20 protein-coding genes are annotated in these 18,933 nt (G+C 70.3%); 10 read left to right on the forward strand and 10 right to left on the reverse strand.

Features of this window, described 5'->3' with window-relative positions:
• The first annotated feature begins 1 nt into the window (after nucleotide 1).
• From OHT76_RS34115 to OHT76_RS34140, 6 genes are all read left to right on the forward strand, one after another.
• Nucleotides 2–313, forward strand: coding sequence for a helix-turn-helix domain-containing protein (locus OHT76_RS34115; protein WP_328876690.1), 312 nt, complete (start codon nucleotides 2–4; stop codon nucleotides 311–313).
• A gap of 140 nt (nucleotides 314–453) precedes the next feature.
• Complete coding sequence (gene uraD / locus OHT76_RS34120) at nucleotides 454–963, forward strand: 2-oxo-4-hydroxy-4-carboxy-5-ureidoimidazoline decarboxylase (protein ID WP_328874707.1); 510 nt, start codon at nucleotides 454–456, stop codon at nucleotides 961–963.
• 4 nt (nucleotides 964–967) lie between these two features.
• Entirely contained in the window at nucleotides 968–1,357 is a 390-nt protein-coding gene (gene uraH / locus OHT76_RS34125) for a hydroxyisourate hydrolase (RefSeq protein ID WP_328874708.1), read from the forward strand.
• Nucleotides 1,358–1,363: 6 nt separating this feature from the next.
• Nucleotides 1,364–2,287: a factor-independent urate hydroxylase gene (gene pucL / locus OHT76_RS34130; RefSeq protein WP_328874709.1), complete on the forward strand. Its 924-nt coding sequence runs from the start codon at nucleotides 1,364–1,366 to the stop codon at nucleotides 2,285–2,287.
• A gap of 103 nt (nucleotides 2,288–2,390) precedes the next feature.
• Nucleotides 2,391–3,770 (forward strand): 8-oxoguanine deaminase, encoded by a 1,380-nt coding sequence (locus OHT76_RS34135; protein ID WP_328874710.1) that lies wholly within the window; start codon nucleotides 2,391–2,393, stop codon nucleotides 3,768–3,770.
• Between the two features lie 229 nt (nucleotides 3,771–3,999).
• Nucleotides 4,000–5,376, forward strand: a complete 1,377-nt coding sequence (locus OHT76_RS34140; protein WP_328874711.1) for a nucleobase:cation symporter-2 family protein — start codon at nucleotides 4,000–4,002, stop codon at nucleotides 5,374–5,376.
• On the opposite strand, the gene OHT76_RS34145 is transcribed toward OHT76_RS34140, so the two are convergent.
• Entirely contained in the window at nucleotides 5,351–5,944 is a 594-nt protein-coding gene (locus tag OHT76_RS34145; protein ID WP_328874712.1) for a 3'-5' exonuclease, read from the reverse strand. The genes OHT76_RS34140 and OHT76_RS34145 overlap by 26 nt on opposite strands.
• Nucleotides 5,945–5,988: 44 nt before the next feature.
• Nucleotides 5,989–6,786, reverse strand: a complete 798-nt coding sequence (locus tag OHT76_RS34150) for an AraC family transcriptional regulator (RefSeq protein WP_328874713.1) — start codon at nucleotides 6,784–6,786, stop codon at nucleotides 5,989–5,991.
• Nucleotides 6,787–6,881: 95 nt separating this feature from the next.
• On the opposite strand from OHT76_RS34150, the gene OHT76_RS34155 reads away from it, so the two are divergent.
• Complete coding sequence (locus OHT76_RS34155; protein ID WP_328874714.1) at nucleotides 6,882–7,730, forward strand: NAD(P)H-binding protein; 849 nt, start codon at nucleotides 6,882–6,884, stop codon at nucleotides 7,728–7,730.
• Between the two features lie 35 nt (nucleotides 7,731–7,765).
• On the opposite strand, the gene OHT76_RS34160 is transcribed toward OHT76_RS34155, so the two are convergent.
• Nucleotides 7,766–9,190, reverse strand: a complete 1,425-nt coding sequence (locus tag OHT76_RS34160; protein ID WP_328874715.1) for an MFS transporter — start codon at nucleotides 9,188–9,190, stop codon at nucleotides 7,766–7,768.
• A gap of 101 nt (nucleotides 9,191–9,291) precedes the next feature.
• On the opposite strand from OHT76_RS34160, the gene OHT76_RS34165 reads away from it, so the two are divergent.
• Entirely contained in the window at nucleotides 9,292–9,687 is a 396-nt protein-coding gene (locus OHT76_RS34165; protein WP_328874716.1) for a winged helix-turn-helix transcriptional regulator, read from the forward strand.
• Nucleotides 9,688–9,698: 11 nt separating this feature from the next.
• Here OHT76_RS34165 and OHT76_RS34170 read toward each other — a convergent pair whose 3' ends face one another.
• From OHT76_RS34170 to OHT76_RS34185, 4 genes are all read right to left on the reverse strand, one after another.
• Nucleotides 9,699–10,121: an acyl-CoA thioesterase gene (locus OHT76_RS34170; protein WP_328874717.1), complete on the reverse strand. Its 423-nt coding sequence runs from the start codon at nucleotides 10,119–10,121 to the stop codon at nucleotides 9,699–9,701.
• A 55-nt stretch (nucleotides 10,122–10,176) separates the two neighbouring features.
• Nucleotides 10,177–10,809: a hypothetical protein gene (locus tag OHT76_RS34175; protein WP_328874718.1), complete on the reverse strand. Its 633-nt coding sequence runs from the start codon at nucleotides 10,807–10,809 to the stop codon at nucleotides 10,177–10,179.
• A 40-nt stretch (nucleotides 10,810–10,849) separates the two neighbouring features.
• On the reverse strand, nucleotides 10,850–11,449 hold the full coding sequence (locus OHT76_RS34180) for a histidine phosphatase family protein (RefSeq protein WP_328874719.1): 600 nt from the start codon (nucleotides 11,447–11,449) through the stop codon (nucleotides 10,850–10,852).
• 358 nt (nucleotides 11,450–11,807) lie between these two features.
• The gene (locus OHT76_RS34185; RefSeq protein WP_328874720.1) at nucleotides 11,808–13,016 is read right to left on the reverse strand and encodes a pyridoxal phosphate-dependent aminotransferase; all 1,209 of its coding nucleotides are present in this window, start codon (nucleotides 13,014–13,016) and stop codon (nucleotides 11,808–11,810) included.
• A gap of 82 nt (nucleotides 13,017–13,098) precedes the next feature.
• On the opposite strand from OHT76_RS34185, the gene OHT76_RS34190 reads away from it, so the two are divergent.
• The gene (locus OHT76_RS34190) at nucleotides 13,099–13,725 is read left to right on the forward strand and encodes a winged helix-turn-helix transcriptional regulator (RefSeq protein WP_328874721.1); all 627 of its coding nucleotides are present in this window, start codon (nucleotides 13,099–13,101) and stop codon (nucleotides 13,723–13,725) included.
• 58 nt (nucleotides 13,726–13,783) lie between these two features.
• Here OHT76_RS34190 and OHT76_RS34195 read toward each other — a convergent pair whose 3' ends face one another.
• Genes OHT76_RS34195 through OHT76_RS34205 form a run of 3 tightly spaced genes read right to left on the reverse strand, consistent with a single transcriptional unit; the run spans nucleotide 13,784 to nucleotide 17,364 of the window.
• Nucleotides 13,784–14,563 (reverse strand): hypothetical protein, encoded by a 780-nt coding sequence (locus tag OHT76_RS34195; protein WP_328874722.1) that lies wholly within the window; start codon nucleotides 14,561–14,563, stop codon nucleotides 13,784–13,786.
• Nucleotides 14,563–15,822, reverse strand: a complete 1,260-nt coding sequence (locus OHT76_RS34200) for a VWA domain-containing protein (RefSeq protein ID WP_328874723.1) — start codon at nucleotides 15,820–15,822, stop codon at nucleotides 14,563–14,565. Before OHT76_RS34200 ends, OHT76_RS34195 begins: the two co-directional genes overlap by 1 nt.
• A 45-nt stretch (nucleotides 15,823–15,867) precedes the next feature.
• Nucleotides 15,868–17,364, reverse strand: coding sequence for an IucA/IucC family protein (locus OHT76_RS34205; RefSeq protein WP_328874724.1), 1,497 nt, complete (start codon nucleotides 17,362–17,364; stop codon nucleotides 15,868–15,870).
• Nucleotides 17,365–17,457: 93 nt separating this feature from the next.
• On the opposite strand from OHT76_RS34205, the gene OHT76_RS34210 reads away from it, so the two are divergent.
• A complete protein-coding gene (locus OHT76_RS34210; RefSeq protein ID WP_443049868.1) occupies nucleotides 17,458–18,933 on the forward strand; it encodes an IucA/IucC family protein in 1,476 nt (491 codons plus the stop codon).

Consider the following 18,933-nt stretch of genomic DNA (forward strand, 5'->3'; position numbering starts at 1 on the left):
CATGGGCGGCGAAATGGTCCCACCCGACGAGGCGGGGCCCGACGATGTCGTGCTCACCTGGGAGGGCTCCGACGTCGTCGCCGTACGGCTGCCGCAGCTCGCGGACTCCCTGGACCACATCCTGGCCGCCATGGAGCGCAAGCAGGGCAAGCCCCTCGCCGACCTGGACCGCAAGGCCAAGCAGGAGGTCGTACGGATACTCGAGGCGCGCGGCGCCTTCTCCGTACGGCACGGCGTGGAGACCGTGGCCGGCGCCCTCGGCGTCAGCCGCTTCACCGTCTACAACTATCTGAACCGGGAGAAGGGGGCCTGAAGGCGTTGGGGGGCTCCCGGGTGGCCTGACGGGGTGCTCCCGGGTTTCGTTACCCGGAATTTTCAACAAAGTGTTGACGTGGGTTCGCGCAGGGCGTTAGCTATCGGCAGCCCGTTCAACACAAGGCCACGGAGGCTCCCGTGACGTCCACATCCACGCCGGGCCTGATCCGGTTCAACGCCCTGGAGCAGCACGCGGCCTTCGCAGCGCTCCACGAGGCGTGCGCCTCCCGGGCGTGGGCCGAGCGACTCCTCGCCGCTCGCCCGTACGCCACCGTCGAGGCCCTCTACAGCGCCAGCGACGCCGCCACGGCCGAGCTGACCGCCGCGGACCTCGACGAGGCGATGGCCGGCCACCCGCCGATCGGCCGCCCCAAGCCCGGCGACCCGACCTCGGCCCGCGAACAGCGCGGCATGGCCGGCGCCTCCGAGGAGCTCAAGGCCGAGATGCTCGAACTGAACCTGGCCTACCAGGACAAGTTCGGCCATGTCTTCCTGATCTGCGCCACCAGCCGGACCGGCGAGCAGATGCGCGACGCGGTCAAGGAGCGGATCGGTAACTCGCCGGAGCAGGAGCGCGAGATCGTCCGCACCGAGCTGGGCAAGATCAACCGCATCCGACTGGCCCGACTCGTCGAAGAGGAAGCCTGACACCATGAGCACCAGCACCACCGCTTCCGTGTCCACGCACATCCTGGACACCTCCGTCGGCCGCCCCGCCGAGGGCGTCGCCATCGAGCTCTCCGCCCGCAGCGGCCGGGAGGCCGATTGGCAGACGCTCGGCGGTTCCGCGACCGACGCGGACGGCCGGTGCAAGGACCTCCCGGCGCTGCCGGCGGGGACCACACACGTACGGCTCGACTTCGCCGTAGAGCCGTATTTCGAGAAGAAGCAAGCCGATGCGCAGCAGGACGCCCCCGCGAATCGGGACAGCGGTGCGTTTTTTCCAGAGGTAGCGATCACCTTCGCCGTCAAGCCCGGCGAGCACTACCACGTACCGCTGCTGCTCAACCCGTTCGGCTACTCCGTTTACCGAGGGAGCTAGCAGAAGATGCCCACGATCCTGGGACAGAACCAGTACGGCAAGGCCGAGAACCGAGTCGTAAAGATCACGCGGGACGGCGCCACCCATCACATCAAGGACCTCAATGTATCCGTGGCGCTGAGCGGCGACATGGAGGAGGTCCACTACTCCGGCTCCAACGCCAACGTCCTGCCGACCGACACCACCAAGAACACGGTGTACGCGTTCGCCAAGGAGTACGGCATCGAGTCCGCCGAGCAGTTCGGCATTCACCTCGCCCGGCACTTCGTGACCTCGCAGGAGCCGATCAAGACCGCGCGGATCCGTATCGAGGAGTACGCCTGGGAGCGGATCGAGACCTCCGACGCCAACTCCAAGTTCATCGGCGCCGACGAGGTCAAGCACTCCTTCGTACGCCAGGGCCAGGAGACCCGCGTCACCCAGATCACCTACGACGGCTCGTCGTGGGAGGTCATCTCGGGTCTGAAGGACCTGGTCGTGATGAACTCGACCAACTCCGAGTTCTGGGGCTACGTCAAGGACAAGTACACGACCCTCCAGGAGGCCTACGACCGGATCCTCGCGACCCAGGTCTCCGGCCGCTGGCGGTTCAACTGGACCGACGACGAGCAGAAGATGCCCAACTGGGAGAAGTCCTACGAGCAGGTGAAGAAGCACATGCTCCAGGCCTTCGCCGAGACGTACTCGCTCTCGCTCCAGCAGACGCTGTACCAGATGGGCTCGCGCATCATCAACAGCCGCAGCGAGATCGACGAGGTCCGCTTCTCGCTCCCGAACAAGCACCACTTCCTGGTGGACCTGGAGCCGTTCGGGCTCAAGAACGACAACGAGGTCTACTACGCCGCCGACCGCCCGTACGGCCTGATCGAGGCCACCATCCTGCGGGACGGCTGCGAGGCGAAGATCCCGGTGGATCTCACCAACCTCTGATCACCTCCATATTTCGGCACCCGCGGCCCGCAGGGGCGGGCCGCGGTACTCAAATCTCCCGGGTCCTGCCGTGCCCTCTCCACCGAAGCGCAAAGGACGAATCATGGCAGCAGACCAGCGCATCGTCATCGAGAACTGTGCGATCGCGACCGTCGACGCGAACGACACCGAGCACGCCTCGGGCTACGTCGTCCTGGGCGGCAACCGCATCGAGGCGCTGGGCGCCGGCAAGGCCCCCGAGGGCCTGGAGAACGTCGTACGGCGCATCGACGCCACCGGCCACCTCGTGACCCCCGGCCTGGTCAACACCCACCACCACTTCTACCAGTGGATCACCCGGGGCCTGGCCACCGACCACAACCTCTTCAACTGGCTCGTCGCCCTGTACCCGACCTGGGCACGCATCGACGAGCAGATGACCTACTCGGCCGCGCAGGGCTCGCTGGCCATGATGGCCCGCGGCGGTGTCACCACCGCCATGGACCACCACTACGTCTTCCCGCACGGCTCCGGCGACCTGTCCGGTTCGATCATCCGCGCCGCCCGCGAGATGGGTGTCCGCTTCACCCTCGCCCGCGGCTCGATGGACCGCAGCGAGAAGGACGGCGGTCTGCCCCCGGACTTCGCCGTCGAGACCCTGGACGGCGCGCTCGCCGCCACCGAGGCCACCGTCAAGGAGCACCACGACGCCTCCTTCGACGCGATGACCCAGGTCGCCGTCGCGCCCTGCTCGCCCTTCTCCGTCTCCACCGAACTGCTGCGCCAGGGCGCCGAACTCGCCCGCAGCCTCGGCGTACGGCTGCACACCCACGGCTCGGAGACGGTCGAGGAGGAGAAGTTCTGCCACGAGCTGTTCGGCATGGGCCCGACCGACTACTTCGAGTCCACCGGCTGGCTCGGTGAGGACGTGTGGATGGCGCACTGCGTCCACATGAACGACTCCGACATCGCCGCCTTCGCCCGTACGAAGACGGGTGTTGCCCACTGTCCCTCGTCGAACGCCCGTCTCGCGGCCGGCATCGCCCGCGTCCCCGACATGCTGGCGGCCGGCGTCCCGGTCGGCCTCGGCGTCGACGGTACGGCGTCCAACGAGTCCGGTGAGCTGCACACCGAACTGCGCAACGCCCTGCTCATCAACCGCCTCGGCGCGCACCGGGAAGCGGCGTTGAACGCCCGCCAGGCGCTGCGCCTCGGCACCTACGGCGGCGCCCAGGTCCTGGGCCGTTCCTCGCAGATCGGCTCCCTGGAGCCGGGCAAGCTCGCCGACCTGGTGCTGTGGAAGCTCGACACCCTGGCCCACGCCTCGATCGCCGACCCGGTGACCGCGCTGGTCTTCGGCGCGGCCGCCCCGGTCACCGCCTCCTTCGTCAACGGCGAGCAGATCGTGGAGAACAACCGACTGCTCCATGTCGACGAGGACACCATCGCCCGCTCCACGCGGGAGCAGGCCCAGCGCCTGGCGCGGATCGCCGCGCAGGGCTGACCAGTTGAAGATCTCCGGTCGAGGGGGACGGCCCTCGACCGGTGGCCGTGGACCCGAGCGGGGTCCATGGCGGCCGTCCCCGGGGCGTGCATGGACGTGTGCGCCCCGGGACGGTTAACCGTCGCCGCTTTATCGCTTTATCGCTTCAACGGTCCCGCACGACCGCGCATCACCTCCTTGAAACCCACGTCAGAGCCGACGTGCTGTTAACCGACCGGAGGAGCCGCCCGTGTCCGCCCACCCCGTCGACGAGAAACTGCCCGCCGCCAAAATGGCGACAACCGGCCTGCAACATGTGGCCGCCATGTACGCGGGCGTCGTCGCCCCACCCCTGATCGTCGGCGCGGCCATCGGCTTGTCCGGCACCGAACTGACCTTCCTCACCGGCGCCTGCCTCTTCACGGCGGGCCTCGCGACCTTCCTCCAGACCCTCGGCATCTGGAAGATCGGCGCCCGACTTCCCTTCGTCAACGGCGTCACCTTCGCCGGCGTCGCCCCCATGACCGCGATCGTCGCCTCCACCGACGACAAGTCCGACGCGCTGCCGATCATCTTCGGAGCGGTGATCGTCGCGGGCGTCCTGGGCTTCATAGCGGCCCCGTTCTTCAGCAAGATGGTCCGCTTCTTCCCACCGGTGGTCACCGGCACGGTGATCACCCTGATCGGCGTCTCGCTGCTCCCGGTGGCCTTCGGCTGGGCGCAGGGCCCCAACCCCGTGGCGGACGACTACGGTTCGAGCACCAACCTCGGCCTGGCGGCCGGGACGCTGCTGATCGTTCTGTTGCTACGCCGCTTCACGCGCGGCTTCGTCAAGCAGATCGCCGTACTGCTGGGCCTGGTGGCGGGCACCCTCCTCGCGATCCCCTTCGGTGTCACGGACTTCGGCCCGGTGGCGGACGCGGATGTGATCGGCTTCCCGACCCCGTTCCACTTCGGCGCACCGCAGTTCCAGATCGCCGCGATCGTCTCGATGATCGTGGTGATGGTGGTCTCGATGACCGAATCGACCGCGGACATGCTGGCGTTGGGCGAGATAGTGGACCGACCGGCGGACGAGAAGACGATCGCGGCCGGCCTGCGAGCGGACGCCCTGGGCTCGGCGATCAGCCCGCTGTTCAACGGCTTCATGTGCAGCGCCTTCGCGCAGAACATCGGCCTGGTCGCGATGACGAAGATCCGCAGCCGCTACGTCGTGGCAGCGGGCGGCGGCTTCCTCGTCCTGATGGGCCTGTGCCCGATGGCCGCCTCGCTGATCGCGGTCGTACCGCGCCCGGTGCTGGGCGGAGCGGGCGTGGTCCTGTTCGGCTCGGTGGCGGCGAGCGGTATCCAGACGCTGGTCCGGGCCGGACTGGAGAAGGACAACAACGTCCTGATCGTCGCCGTATCCCTGGCGGTGGGCATCATCCCGATCTCCGCCCCGGAGTTCTACCACTCCTTCCCGGAGACCGCCCGGATCGTCCTGGACTCCGGTATCTCGACGGGCTGTGTGGTGGCGGTCCTGCTGAACCTGGTCTTCAACCACCTGGGCACGGACCGCGACGCCGAGGATGTCACCCACCCGATGGAGGCGGGCGAGGAGCTCAGGACGGCCCCGGCCACGCCATGAGATTGGCGAACAGCTCGGCCTGTTCGATCGCGTCGTCCAGGGCGTGATGCGTGTGGCGCCGCCTGCTCAGCAGGTGGCGCGGCATCGTCCCCTTGGCGACGGCCCGCAGCGGCAGCCCGGCCTTGGTCGCGTAGAGCGTCTTCATGTCGAGGCATCCGGAGTGCCCGAAGGGACTCGACCCGGTGAACCGGATCAAGTACCAGTACAGAAAGGTCCAGTCGTACGAGGCCGGGTAGCCGCACATGACCGGCTGCGCGCCCTCGCTGACCTCCCCGACCCACCGGCCGAACTCCGCCAGGGCAACGGCCGGTTCACTCCCTTCCCTGCCGAGGCGCTCCCGGTCGAACCCACTGACCGCGAGCGCCTCCGGCACGAAGTCCTCGCTGATCGGCCGGAGTTCACGGTAGAAGGTGTGACGCTCGGGATCCTCCGCCGTGAACCTCTCGGCGTCCTGGCGCCCGGCGACGGCGGCACCGAGACTGAGCATGGAGTACGGCCCCGGAATGGGGCCGTCGGCCTCGATGTCGACGGAGATGTAGAGGCTGGGTTTGACGCGTCGTGCGGACATGGGACCGGAGCATCGCAGGCGGGAGTCCTCCGCCGCATCCGAATTCAGGGGCGAAGGCCGGCCTGGCAGGGCGTGGCCGCGGGCAGCCGGCCGGTGAAGTACGAGCGGGGCGGGACGCCCATCAGGGAGCGGAAGTCGGACGTCATGTGCGACTGGTCGTAGTAGCCGGTGGCGGCGGCGAGTTCGGCCCAGGGCGCGGACGTGGCGTGGGTGAGGACCGTGCGTACGCGGTTGATCCGGGCGTAGTGCTTGGGGGACAGGCCCACGCCCTCCGCGAAGAGGTTGCGCAACTGGCGCTCGCTGACCGCCAGTTCACGGGCCACCTCGCTGACCTGTCCCGGTGCGTGACCGATCCGTACCGACAGCGCGTCGACCCCGGCCCGCACCAGCTCGGAGCGGGTCCGGTCGGCGGCGGCCGTCAGCCGCTCGGGAAGGACGTCCGCCAGGTGGGCCACTGTCTCTTCCGGTGCCAACCACCGCAATTCGCGCTCCAGTTGATGTGCCGTGCTGCTCGGCAGCTCACCCAGTGGCACGACTTGCCCCACCAGCGCGACCGCCGGGATGCCCAGCAGGGGGCGGGCCGTGCCGGGTGCGAGCCGCATCTCCACGCAGGAGGCGAGGGCCTTGCGGTCGTGGTAGGAGGCCCGCACCCGTGGTCCGACGGCGAGGACGTCGCGGTGCCCCGTCACCCCCACCCGTACGACGACCTTCGTGCCCGCGTCCGGGAGGTGCACGAACGCCTCCTCGGGCGGGCCGACGGCGGACACGGCGCTGATTGTGGGGATCCAGGGACGCAGGGCCTCGGGCATGGGAAGGGCCTGCTCGGCACGTGCGTTCGTCACCCCTTCACCGTAGACGAGCCGCACGGCACGCGGGGCAGGCGAACCGTGCCGGAATTTCCAAGAGTTCGATGCCGCGACCGGCGCACCGTGGGTACATGATCCTCGTGACAGGTGCTACGGGCACCATCGGCAGTGAACTCGTACGACAGCTCGCGGCGCGCGGCGAGAAGGTGCGCGCCCTGACCCGGGAGCCGGCGAAGGCCCATATGCCCTCGGGGGTGGAGGTGGTGCGCGGGGACTACCTGGACCCGGGTTCCCTGGAGGGGGCGATGTCGGGGGTGACGGCCGCGTTCCTGCTGGGCGCACCCGGTCCGGATTCCCGGCACGACCAGCACCTGGTGGCGGCGGCAGTTGCGGCGGGCGTGCACCGGTTGGTGAAGCTCTCCGCGATCGGGACGGGTGATCCGGACGTCGGTCCTGGTGGCGCCTGGCACGTGCCCGGTGAGCAGGCGGTGCGGGACAGCGGCACCGAGTGGACCATCCTGCGGCCCTCGTCCTTCGCCTCGAACACGCTCAGCTGGGCGCAGGCCGTCAAGCAGGGCGAGCCGGTGCCGAACATGACCGGTGACGGGGTCTCGGGGGTGATCGATCCGCGGGACATCTCCGAGGTTGCGGCACGGATCCTCGTGGACGGGGGGCACGCGGGGCGGACGTACACCCTGACCGGGCCGGAGACGATCAGCGTCCCTGGACAGGCTGCCGTACTCGCTTCGGTCCTCGGCCGGACGATCACCACGCAGGACCTCTCGCCGGACGAGACACGCGACCACCTGCTCACCGTGTGGGGCTTCGACGAGGCCCAGGCGGCGGGCATCCTGTCCGGCACCGCCTTCGTCCGCGCCGGCGGCAACGCGATCGTCACCGAGGACGTACCCCAACTGCTGGGCAAGCGGGCTCGGACGTACCGGGAGTGGGCCGAGGAGCACAAGGAGGCGTTCGCGTAGCTGCGGGCAGTCGTGCCGCTGGGGCGGCACAGGTGTCAGTCCCGGGGCCGAAGGACAGCGGCCGCCAGCAGCAGCGCCCCCGCGGCCACGAGGGCAGCCATCCGGAAGGCCAGCTGGTACCCCTCAGCCGTGGCCGACAGCATCTCGGCACCGTCCGCCACGAGCCCCTCCGTGTGGCCGGCCGCCAGCACCGACAGCACCGCCAGCCCCAGCGAACCACCCACCACCTGCGTGGTGTTGAACAGTCCGGACGCAGCCCCCGCGTCCTCCTCCCGAGCCCCCGACATCGCCAGCCCCGTCAGCGCGGGCATCGCCGCCGCGAACCCGACCGACAGCAGGAGCATCGCCGGAAGGACGTCCACCGCGTACGAACCCCCCGCCGGCGCCCGCCCCAACAGCCCCATGCCCACGGTGATCAGCGCCAGCCCCACCAACAGCACCCGATACGCCCCGTACCGCCCCACAACCCGCGCCGACAACCCCAGCATCAGCACCCCGATCACGATCGGAGCCGGGAGAAACGCCGTCCCGGTCAGCAGCTCCCCGTACCCCAGCACCCGCTGGATGTACAGCGCCCCGATGAACTGGAAGCCGTACATCGTCGCGATCATCAGGATCTGGACCGCGTTCGCCCCGGCCAGGAGCCGAGACCCGAACAGCCGCAGTCGCAGCAACGGCCGAGCGGCCCGCGCCTGCCGGAGGGTGAATCCCAGGAACAGTGCCAGAGCCGGCAGCGCCATCAACAGCGTTTCGTTGAGCCCTCGTTCACCCGCCCCCACGATCACGTACACCGTCAGCATCAGCGCCCCCGTCACCAGCGCCGCCCCCGGATAGTCCGCGCCCTTCCCCAGCCCGGCCCCCGGCTCCCGGTCCAGCACCCGCACCGCGGCCACCCACGACACCACCCCGATCGGCAGGTTGATCAGAAAGATCCAGTGCCAGTTCAGCGCCTCGGTCAACGCCCCGCCGAGAAAGGTGCCGAGCGCCCCACCGGCCGCCCCCACCGCACTGAACACCGCGATGGCCCGGGCCTGTTCACGAGGCTCGGGGAACAACGACACCAGCATCCCCAGCACCACGGCGGTCGTCATCGCCCCGCCGACACCCTGCAACGCACGCGCGGCGATCAGCGCGCCCTGGGACGACGCCACCCCGCACCACACCGACGCCACCGTGAACACCGCAAGCCCGGCCGTGAACATCCGCTTGCGCCCGACCAGATCACCGAGCCGCCCCGCCAGCAGCAACAGCCCGCCGAAGGGGATCAGATAGGCGTTGACCACCCACGCAAGGCCCGACGCCGTAAAGCCGAGGTCGCTCTGGATGGCCGGCATCGCCACCGTCACGATGTTGCCGTCCAGGATGGTCATCAGCGTCCCCGCGCAGAGGATCATCAGGGACACCCAGCGGGAGTACGTGCGTTGCGTCGCCCGTGACCGGGACTCGATGATGGCCGTCATGACGGCATCGCCTCCGTGTTCTTCCAGGATTCCAAAGGTGCACGACTTGTAACGGGCAACATCGTGCGGAACCATGGAGGCCGGCGTAAGGAGGCAGTTGGATGTCCCAGAGGAACACCGGTGTTACCGCGCAGGTCGTGAACGCGCACGCCTGCCCCGTCCGGGAAGTTCTTGACAGGGTCGCCGGAAAATGGAGCGTGCAGATCCTGGTGGCCGCCGCCCACGGCCCCATCCGCTTCACGGAGTTGGAGCGCAGCATCGAGGGCATCAGCCGCCGCATGCTGACGCTCACCCTGCGCAATCTGGAGCGCGACGGCCTCGTCACGCGCACCGTGCACCCGACGGTGCCGCCGAAGGTGGAGTACGAACTCACCCCACAGGCCCGCGAGTTGCACGAGACCCTGCAACGCCTCACCGACTGGGCCGAGCGCAACCGGGTGTACATCGCCGAGTCGAGGGCGGCCTACGACGAGGAGCACACGCCGGAGCTGGTGTGATCCACAGAGCTCTACAGGCCGAACAGCGCGGGATCCGAGGCGAGTTCCTTGAAGTAGTCCTGCGGATCGGCGATCAGCTTGCGTGACGTGAGATCCAGCAGCCCGCCGACTGCCGTGATCTCCGCCGCCACCGTGCCGTCCGTCTTCGTGATCGTCTGCCGCATCCGGAAGGTCTTGCCCTCGCCCCACTCGAAGGCGCAGGTCACTTCGACCTCGTCCCCGGCGAGCAGCTCCCGCTGGTAGCGGATGGTCGTCTCCAGGGCGACCGGACCCACACCCTTGCCGATCAGTCCGGCCTGGGTGATACCGGCGGCCCGCAGCATCGACCAGCGGGCGTGCTCCGCGTAATTGAGGTACACGGCCTGGTTGAGATGCCCCTGCACATCCGTCTCGTACCCACGGACGGTCACCGGAACGGAGAACGGCTCGGTCACGATTTTCCTTTCGTGTGCCACGCTTCTCGGTCGCTCCGATCCTGACATGTGCCACCTACGTCCGGCGCGGGGAAGCCAGCAAATATCGCGCGCGCTTACGAGGATCCGTGTGCTCGCCGACCTGCCAGCCCGCCTTCTCCAGCGTCACCGCGCATGCGCGCAGGCCCTCGGCGTCCGGCTGGTGCACCGCCACCGCCTCCGGCTGCGGGGTCGCGCGCACCCGGTACCCGGCGCCGTCCGGCCCGTCCGGCGGGTGTCCGGCCGCCTCCAGCGCGAGTGCGGCGGCTTGCACCAGATGCGTCCGCTCCCACCCGCACGGCCGATCCGTCGCCCCGTCCGGATTGGTCATCCGGCGCAGCTCCACCAGCCCTTCCCAGGCGCTGCGCACCTCGCGCACCCGGGCCGGCCCGGCCGGAGGCGGCTCCTCCTCGCCGCCGATCCGGGCGGCGAACACCCCGGACTCGGACGCGGCGGCGGGCGGCTCCACGGCCGTGGCGCCCGCCGCCTCCCGTATCCGATGCCCCGCCGGAGTCAGAAAGTGATCGTGCGGCGGCCGTGGATGCCGGAAGGCGAGCCCCCGCTGCACCAGGGCCGCGAGCTGAGTCTCCGTACCACTGACGAGTCGCCCGGTGACCGGGTCGGCGGCGTCGATCACCCGCCGCTGTGCGGCGGTCGGCGGACGTGTCACGGCGGGCCCCCTTCCAGCAGACTTCCCACCGCTTCGAAGGCTACGACCCGGGTCTGACATTCCACCCCGCGATCACCGGCCGCCCGTGCTCGGTGCTCAGCCGGCACACGGTCCCGGTGGCCAGCTGGAACAGCGCCCCGTCCGCCGGCGGCAGCCCGAGCCGACGGGCGGTGAGCACCCGGAGAACATGGCCGTGGGCCACCAGGACCACGACCCCCTCCGTGTTGGCGAGCGCGGCGTCGACCTTGGCGAGCATCCGGTCGGCGCGCTCGCCCACCTGCTGCGGACTCTCGCCGGGATGCTCCGGCGGCCCCGGCGCGACCCCGTCGGTGAACAGGAACCAGCCGGGCCGCTCACGCTGGATCTCGACGGTGGTGACGCCCTCGTATCCGCCGTAGTCCCACTCCCGCAGATCCGGATCGATCCGCGTCTCCGTCAACCCGATCAGCAGGGCGGTCTCCCGCGCCCGCTGGAGCGGGCTGACGAACGCGGCCCCGATCCGGTGCGAGCGGATCAGCGGCACCAGCCGCCGCGCCTCCTCCCGCCCGTGCTCGGTCAGCGGCACGTCCGTCGACCCGGTGTGCCGCCCCGACCTGGACCAAGCGGTCTCACCGTGCCGCACGAGCAGAAGATCACCCATAGCTCACAGGCTAACTAGTCAGATTAGCGATCTGTAGTTGCCAAGTGACAGAGTGTCACATGCACGCCCGGCGCCCAGGCGACGTCGGGCACCCTCCTCGATGAGGCCGCGAGACCTCAACGACCAGCGTCCGGAGGGACGTGCCACGAGGGCTGGCGGCTCCCGCCGTTCAGTACCAGGGCATGAATGCGATTGGCTCATATCCCTGAGTAGCACTGGAGATCCCTAAGCCAATCAGAGACGTTATGGGCCCAGCGCTCCGAATTCGGCCCCGCGCAGTCTCCTGTGCGGGGCAGGCCGACCAGCCAGAAGGGCGTCGAGGGGGGCGGTCGCTCATGGGCGACGACCTACCCGCCCGCTACTGGCGGTATCCGCTCAGGAACCGCCCGATCCGGCCGATCGCCGCCTCCAGGTCCTCCGCGTGCGGAAGGGTGAGGATGCGGAAGTGGTCGGGAGTCGGCCAGTTGAAGCCGGTTCCCTGCACCACCTGGATCTTCTCCCGCAGCAGCAGGTCCAGGACGAACTTCTCGTCGTCGTGGATCTTGTGGACCTTGGGGTCGAGGCGCGGGAACGCGTACAGCGAGCCCTTCGGCTTCACGCACGACACCCCGGGGATCTCGTTGAGCTTCTCCCAGGCCACGTTGCGCTGTTCGTGCAGGCGCCCGCCCGGCGCGGTCAGCTCGTTGATGGACTGGCGGCCGCCGAGGGCGGCCTGGATGGCGTACTGCGCGGGCGCATTGGCGCACAGCCGCATGGAGGCCAGCATGGTCAGGCCCTCCAGGTAGTTCTTGGCGTGCTGCTTGGGGCCGGTCACTACCAGCCAGCCCGAGCGGAAGCCCGCCACCCGGTACGTCTTCGACAGACCGCAGAAGGTCAGCACGACCAGGTCGGGGGCGAGGGCCGCGGCCGAGTGGTGGACCGCGTCGTCGTACAGGATCTGGTCGTAGATCTCGTCCGCGAAGACCATCAGGCCGTGGCGGCGGGCGAGGTCGAGGATGCCCTCGATGATCTCCTTGGGGTAGACCGCGCCCGTGGGGTTGTTGGGGTTGATGATGACAACGGCCTTGGTGCGATCCGTGATCTTCGACGCCATGTCGTCCAGGTCCGGGTACCAGTCGGCCTGTTCGTCGCAGAGGTAGTGGACCGCCTTGCCGCCCGCGAGAGTTGTCACGGCCGTCCAGAGCGGGAAGTCCGGGGCCGGGATCAGGACCTCGTCGCCGTCCTCGACCAGCGCGGTCACCGCCATCGAGATCAGCTCGGAGATGCCGTTGCCGAGGAAGACGTCGTCGACGCCGACCTCCAGGCCCAGGGTCTGGTAGCGCCCCGCGACGGCCCGGCGGGCGGAGAGGATGCCCCGGGAGTCGGTGTAGCCGTGTGCCTGGGGGAGCATCCGGATCATGTCCTGGAGGATCTCCTCCGGCGCCTCGAAGCCGAAGAGCGCGGGGTTGCCGGTGTTCAGGCGCAGCACACTGTGGCCCGCCTTCTCCAGCGCGTCGGCGTGCTCGATCACCGGGCCGCGGATCTCGTAACAGACCTCGCTGAGCTTGTTCGACTGCCGGAACTCCATGCGCCCCTCCAGATATCTGGTGTTGCTTGGTTTTACCAAGTTCGAGCTTGGAAAGTCCAATGACATGTCTAGACTGCGTCCCATGTCACCACGCCGAAGCTACGACCAGTACTGTTCCGCCGCCCGCGCCCTCGATGTCGTCGGCGACCGCTGGACCCTGCTGATCGTCCGCGAACTGCTGGCAGGGCCGCGCCGCTACACCGACCTGCACGCGGATCTGCCGGGCGTGAGCACCGACGTACTCGCCTCACGGCTGAAGGACATGGAGCGCGACGGGCTGACGACGCGCCGCCGACTGCCGCCGCCCGGAGCGGCCTATGTCTACGAACTCACCGCACGTGGAAGGGAGTTGCTCCCGGTCCTCCAGGCGCTCGGGACATGGGGCCAGGCCGAGCTCGGCGAGCGCAGGCCGACCGACGCGGTGCGCGCACACTGGTTCGCGCTGCCGCTGCTGCGGGTTCTGGAGGGAGAGGGGCTCGTCGAAGTGCGGCTGGAGGAGGGGGAGTTCCATCTGTACGTCGGTGCGGAGGAGGGGCCCGTCTACGGCGACGGTCCCGCGCCCGGCGAGCCCGACGCCCGTCTTGCCCTGGACACCGACACCTGTACGGCCGTGGCGCGGGGGGAGTTGAGCGTGCCGGACGCGGTACGGGACGGGCGGATCACGGTGACCGGAGACGGGACGCTCGCCAAGGCGTTGCGGGAGGCATAGGGGAGGCATAGGGAAGGGCCCGCCGCACCGAAGCGCGACGGGCCCCTGCCCGAACGGATCAGACCCCCGGCGGTCGCCCCGACCCGCGCGTCAGCGCATACCCGCCGATGCCCGCCAGCGCGGCCAGCAGACCGCCCACCGCGGTCCACACCCAGCGGTCGGTCCACCAGCCGGACGACCAGCCGTCGTTCGGATCGATGCTGGAGAGCACGGCCGAACCCTCCTCCGAGTCCTCCGCCGAGTCCTCCGCCGAGTCCTCCGACGAGGACTTCATCGCGACACCCGGCACCAGCGGCTCCGCCAGCGAGCCGTCCACCGCAGCCGCGCCGCCGATGTCCTTGGAGTCGACCTGGACCGAGGCGTCCACCGGCAGGCCCAGGTCGGACGTCGCGAGGTTCACCACGGTCAGCCGGAGGTAATACGTCCCCGGCAGCGGGTCGTTGGCCCACGGCTCCGACCAGGCGCGGACCGTACGCATGACGCAGGTCAGCTCCACGGACGCGGCGTCCGCGGCGGCGGTGCGCGTCTGGGCGCCGTACTGGCAGGCCTGGCGGCGCCGCAGTCCGTCGTAGACGTCGATCTGCCAGGTCTCGGCGGCGTGGGTCTCGGGGAGCTTCACCGTCGCCTTGACGGTGGGGCGCTGTCCGGCGTCCGCCGGGAACGACCAGTACAGGTAGTCACCGGCCGAGCCGCCGGCGGTGGCCTCCTGGCCCTGCTCGATCTCCGTCGCCGTACGGAAGGAGGTGCCCGCCTCGGTCGGCGCTTCGGCCGCGAGGGCGGGAGCCGCCGCGAGCCCCAGCATCAGCAGGGCCGTGCTCAGCGTACGTGTGATCCGCATCAGTTGGTCCTCCAGACCGCGACCCGCCAGCGCGACACCCAGCCCCAGATCAGCCCGGCGAGGAAGCCGGTCAGGATCAGCGCGCCGAGCAGCCACCAGCCGCGCCCGAGCCCGAAGGAGGCCACATCGCTCGACTCCGACGGACCGTCGACGACATCCACGGTCAGCTCCAACGGCAGCCCCGGCGTGGTCTTCACACCCGAGGCCGCTGAGAAGGAGTGGGTGACTTGCAGGCACACAACCTCGGTCGAAGCCTCATCGCTGTCCGCCTTCGGATAGCGCACGCCGGTCGAGACCACGTCGGTACGGCCGTTGCCCGCCGCCTCGCCGCGTACGATCTCCCGGCCGTGCACGGTCACCGCCCGCAGCAGCACCCCGTACGACGGGTTCACCGCCCGGTCCGCGCCCACGCTCACCGAGGCGCGCAGCTCCTGCCCCGGCTCGACGTCCACCCGGTACCAGCGCTGCTGCCCGAACTCCTCGCGGTCGGTGTACAGACCGGACTTCAGCGTGGGCGCCTGCGCACACTGCGAAGCGCCCTCGGTCGCCACCGGCGTCACCACCGGATCGGCCGCCCGATCCACCAACTGGTTGACCCGGTCGGTGAGTTCATCGGTGTGCTCCACCGAGGTGTAGGTGCCGCCCGTCGCCTCCGCGATACAGCTCAACTGCTGCCGCATCTTGGTGTTCGGGACCAGACCGAGCGTGTCGATGGTCAGCCCGATGCCCTTGGCCGCGATCTCCCGGGCCACTTCGCACGGGTCCAGCGGGGCGCAGGTGTCCTCGCCGTCGCTGATCAGCACGATGCGCTTGGAGCCGGTGCCGCCGTCGAGGTCGTCGGCCGCCTTCAGCAGCGCCGGACCGATCGGGGTCCAGCCGGTGGGCGTGAGGGTCGCCACAGCCGTCTTGGCCTCGGTGCGGTCCAGCGGGCCGACCGGGTAGAGCTGCGCGGTGTCCTTGCAGCCCGTCTTCTGGTTGTCGCCCGGGTAGTTGGCGCCGAGGGTCCGGATGCCGAGCTGGACCTCCTCGGGCGTGGCGTCGAGCACCTCGTTGAAGGCCTGTTTCGCCGCCGCCATCCGGGACTGGCCGTCGATGTCCCGGGCCCGCATGGAACCGCTGACGTCGAGCACGAGGTTCACCTTCGGTGCGTCCTCGCCCGTGGGTTCGCCGGCCGCCGCCCCGGCCGGGAACGCCACCCCGGCCGTCAGCGCGGCGAGCAGGGCACAGGCCCCCGCCGCCAGCCGTGTTCTTGTGATCATCGGCGGATCTTATTGACCAGAGGTGTCCCACTCCAAAACGCCCCCTCACATCAGGGGGTTGGGCAGCAGCGCCCACTGGTCCCCGGGCGTCCGCGGTGACAGCCGCATCAGCGTCAGCGCCTTCGCCGGCAGCGGCTCCTCGCGCAGTACGGCGAGATCGGGCGTGCGCGGCAGATCCCGTACGGCCGTCTCCAGCGCCCCGCGCAGGGCCGGTGCCGACCCCGCCGTACCGGCGAGCGCGCCCGCCACCAGCGAGCCGAACAGCTTGCGGCGCAGGGTGGTCTCGTCGTCCGTGACGATCCGGCCGGTCAGCTCGGGCACCGGGATGCCGTGCCGGGCCAGCCGGGCCGGGCTGATCCGGATGTCGGCGAGGTCGCGGTAGACCAGGCGCAGCGGGGTGCCCTCGGCGTCCAGCACGACGAGCAGGTTCTGGCCGTGCGCCTCGAGGGCCACGCCCAGCTCCAGCAGCCGCAGCCCGACGGTGAGGGCGAGCCGCGCGAAGGAGGCCAGCCAGTCGGCGGAGGCGGGCAGTTCGGTGGTGGCGAGCGCGGCCACCGGAACCACGCGCTCACCCGGACCGGCGTACTCCTGCGGCGATTCACGCAGTACGGCCGCCAGGTCGGGGGAGTCGGCGGTCGCCGCGCCCAGGGTGCGGGTGATGTGCAGCAGCCCGTCCGTGTGCGCGGCGAGGGACTCCGCGAACGCGGACAGGGTCGCCGACATGGTGATGGAGTACACGGAGATGTCCCGCACCGAGGAGGTCAGCCGGGCGCTCAGGGCCGTCTTGACGTGCGGTCCGCCGGGCAGCGCCAGCGTGCGCAGGGACATCAGCGGATGCGCGCCGGAGATCCCGCGCTCGCAGGGCCGCTTGAGTACATGCGCCGCCTGCCAGGGATGCACGGGCAGCAACAGCCGTTCCCCGTCCCGCAGTTCCTCCGGCCAGGCGCCGGTCAGCAGACAGTCGGCCGCCGGTACGGGCCACAGGCCCAGCTTCACCAGCGGCCGGTGCTCGGGCCCGTAAGCGAGCTGCTCGGCCACCGAGAACCCGGGGCGGGAACGGCAGTTGGGGTGGTACGGATGTCCGTCCACCACCCGCTGCTCCCACTCCCAGTCGTTGACAGGCCACTCTTTCGTGGCATCCGGCTGCCCGGCCCTGGACAGCGCCAACGAGGCCACACTGTGCCCGAGTTCGGCCACGAACGCCGTACCGTCCGCCACGCCCAGGCCGTTCATCAGCCGCGCAGGATCGTCGTACACCGTCTCGTCCAGCCGTATGGCGGTGACATACGCGGCGGTGGCGTACGGGTCCGCGTGCGGGCCGTGCAGTCGGCGGCCGTCGGCCAGGCGAAGGGTGAGGCCCTCCCGGCCGCTCTCGCGGGTGGTGACCCACGGCAGTGGCTCATGGGCGAACGCCCGCCACAGCCGGGTCAGCACGGCCGCCCGGGCACCGGGCAGCTCGGCCGTGTACCGGGACGCCAGACCGGGGCGTACATCGGCCAACTCGGCCGCTACCTCGGCCTCGGCGGTGGGGGGACGGTGCACGGTCGGGCTCCTCGGGTACGAGTAGGACGTCAGGTCGGGCGACGAACGACAGACATACTGATCTTCTCCGCCCGAACGGACCGTAGAGAACGAGTGAAACGCGTGGACCTCATGCCCCCGCCCACCGACGCCGACGCCGAACCTCGCGCCGACGCCTTCGCGGCGGTGCCGCTGCTCAACTGCCTGCTGCGGGAGGTGGCGCAGCGGGTCGAACCCCATGTGTTCCGGCTGCCCAGCGGTCGCATGCTGCGCGTGCGCGGCGAGCGTCGCCCCGCCGACCCCGAGGTGCACGCGGACGGTGGCTGGCATCGCGTCGGCCACCCCGAACTGGTGAAACTCGTCACCGAGGAACTGCGTCGGCACACCGGCCTGGACAACCACGAACTGCCCGCCGAGATGGTCGACAGCCGGGACACGGTCGCCGCGCTGCTCACCGCGCGGGCCCGGGCCACACCGCCCGCCGACCCGTATCTGCTCTCCGAGCAGTCCCTCGTCACCGGCCACCCGCACCACCCGGCCCCGAAGGCGCGCGGCGGCGGCCCGGTCGCGGGCTGGCTGCCGTACGCGCCCGAGGCGCACGCCCGCTTCCCGCTGGTTCTGCTCGGGGTGCGCGAGGACACGGTCGTCGAGGAGGGTGACACCGCCGCCCTGGACGCCCTCGGCGAGGCCCCGCCCGGCTACCGGCTGCTGCCCGCCCACCCCTGGCAGCTCGACCTCGTGGACCTCGGCCGGGCCTTCGCCGACGGCCGTCTGATCCGGCTCGGCGCCACCGGCTTCGAGACCTGGCCCACGGCCGCGATCCGCACGGTGTACGCCCCCGAGCGCGATCTGTTCCTGAAGTTCAGCCTCGATGTGCGCATCACCAACGACATTCGCCGGCTCTGGCGTCACGACCTTCTGAAACTCCGGCGCACGGACGCGGCCGTCACCGCCGCCTTCGCGTCCGGTCCCGGCGCCTGGCTCAGCGACCGCGGCTACCGTACGGCCGACTTCGCCTTCGAGGAGCTGGCCGTCCTGGTCCGCGACGGCTTCCACGCCCACCTGCGCCCCGGAGCGACCCCGCTGCTCGCGGCGGGCCTCGTGGAAGGCTTCCCCGGCAGTCCGCTGGACACCGCGAAGGACCCGGCGGCCTGGTGGGACGCCTACCTGGGCGCGGTCGTACCGCCCGCCCTCACGGCCTTCGCAGAGCATGGCGTCGTACTGGAAGCGCACTTGCAGAACACCCTGGTCGCCATAGACGCCGACGGCACCCCGGTGCAGGCGCTGTTCCGGGACGCCGAGGGCGTGAAGCTGCTGGCGGACGTGGACCGGGCCGCCGGGTGGGAGCGGCTGGTGTACTGCCTGGTGGTGAACCACCTCTGGGAGATGGCCGCGGCCCTCGCCGAGCGGCACCCCGGCCTCGACCCCTGGCCCGCCGTACGCCGCGCCCTCGCCACCCACGACCTCCCCGAGATCCCCGCCCTGCTCACCGCCCCCACCCTCCCCGGCAAGACCAACCTGCTGCTGCGCTGGACCGGCGCCGACGGCGCCGCCGCCCGCTACCGGCCCCTGCCCAACCCACTGAGCTGA

This window comes from Streptomyces sp. NBC_00287 (genome assembly GCF_036173105.1).
Lineage (GTDB): Bacteria > Actinomycetota > Actinomycetes > Streptomycetales > Streptomycetaceae > Streptomyces.

Bases quoted from the DNA above. Each gene is read 5' to 3' on its own strand.
- OHT76_RS34115 (WP_328876690.1), top strand. From the start codon at position 2: ATGGGCGGCGAAATGGTCCCACCCGACGAGGCGGGGCCCGACGATGTC.
- uraH (WP_328874708.1), top strand. From the start codon at position 968: ATGAGCACCAGCACCACCGCTTCCGTGTCCACGCACATCCTGGACACC.
- pucL (WP_328874709.1), top strand. From the start codon at position 1,364: ATGCCCACGATCCTGGGACAGAACCAGTACGGCAAGGCCGAGAACCGA.
- OHT76_RS34135 (WP_328874710.1), top strand. From the start codon at position 2,391: ATGGCAGCAGACCAGCGCATCGTCATCGAGAACTGTGCGATCGCGACC.
- OHT76_RS34145 (WP_328874712.1), bottom strand. From the start codon at position 5,944: ATGTCCGCACGACGCGTCAAACCCAGCCTCTACATCTCCGTCGACATC.
- OHT76_RS34155 (WP_328874714.1), top strand. From the start codon at position 6,882: ATGATCCTCGTGACAGGTGCTACGGGCACCATCGGCAGTGAACTCGTA.
- OHT76_RS34160 (WP_328874715.1), bottom strand. From the start codon at position 9,190: ATGACGGCCATCATCGAGTCCCGGTCACGGGCGACGCAACGCACGTAC.
- OHT76_RS34165 (WP_328874716.1), top strand. From the start codon at position 9,292: ATGTCCCAGAGGAACACCGGTGTTACCGCGCAGGTCGTGAACGCGCAC.
- OHT76_RS34180 (WP_328874719.1), bottom strand. From the start codon at position 11,449: ATGGGTGATCTTCTGCTCGTGCGGCACGGTGAGACCGCTTGGTCCAGG.
- OHT76_RS34185 (WP_328874720.1), bottom strand. From the start codon at position 13,016: ATGGAGTTCCGGCAGTCGAACAAGCTCAGCGAGGTCTGTTACGAGATC.
- OHT76_RS34190 (WP_328874721.1), top strand. From the start codon at position 13,099: ATGTCACCACGCCGAAGCTACGACCAGTACTGTTCCGCCGCCCGCGCC.
- OHT76_RS34195 (WP_328874722.1), bottom strand. From the start codon at position 14,563: ATGCGGATCACACGTACGCTGAGCACGGCCCTGCTGATGCTGGGGCTC.
- OHT76_RS34200 (WP_328874723.1), bottom strand. From the start codon at position 15,822: ATGATCACAAGAACACGGCTGGCGGCGGGGGCCTGTGCCCTGCTCGCC.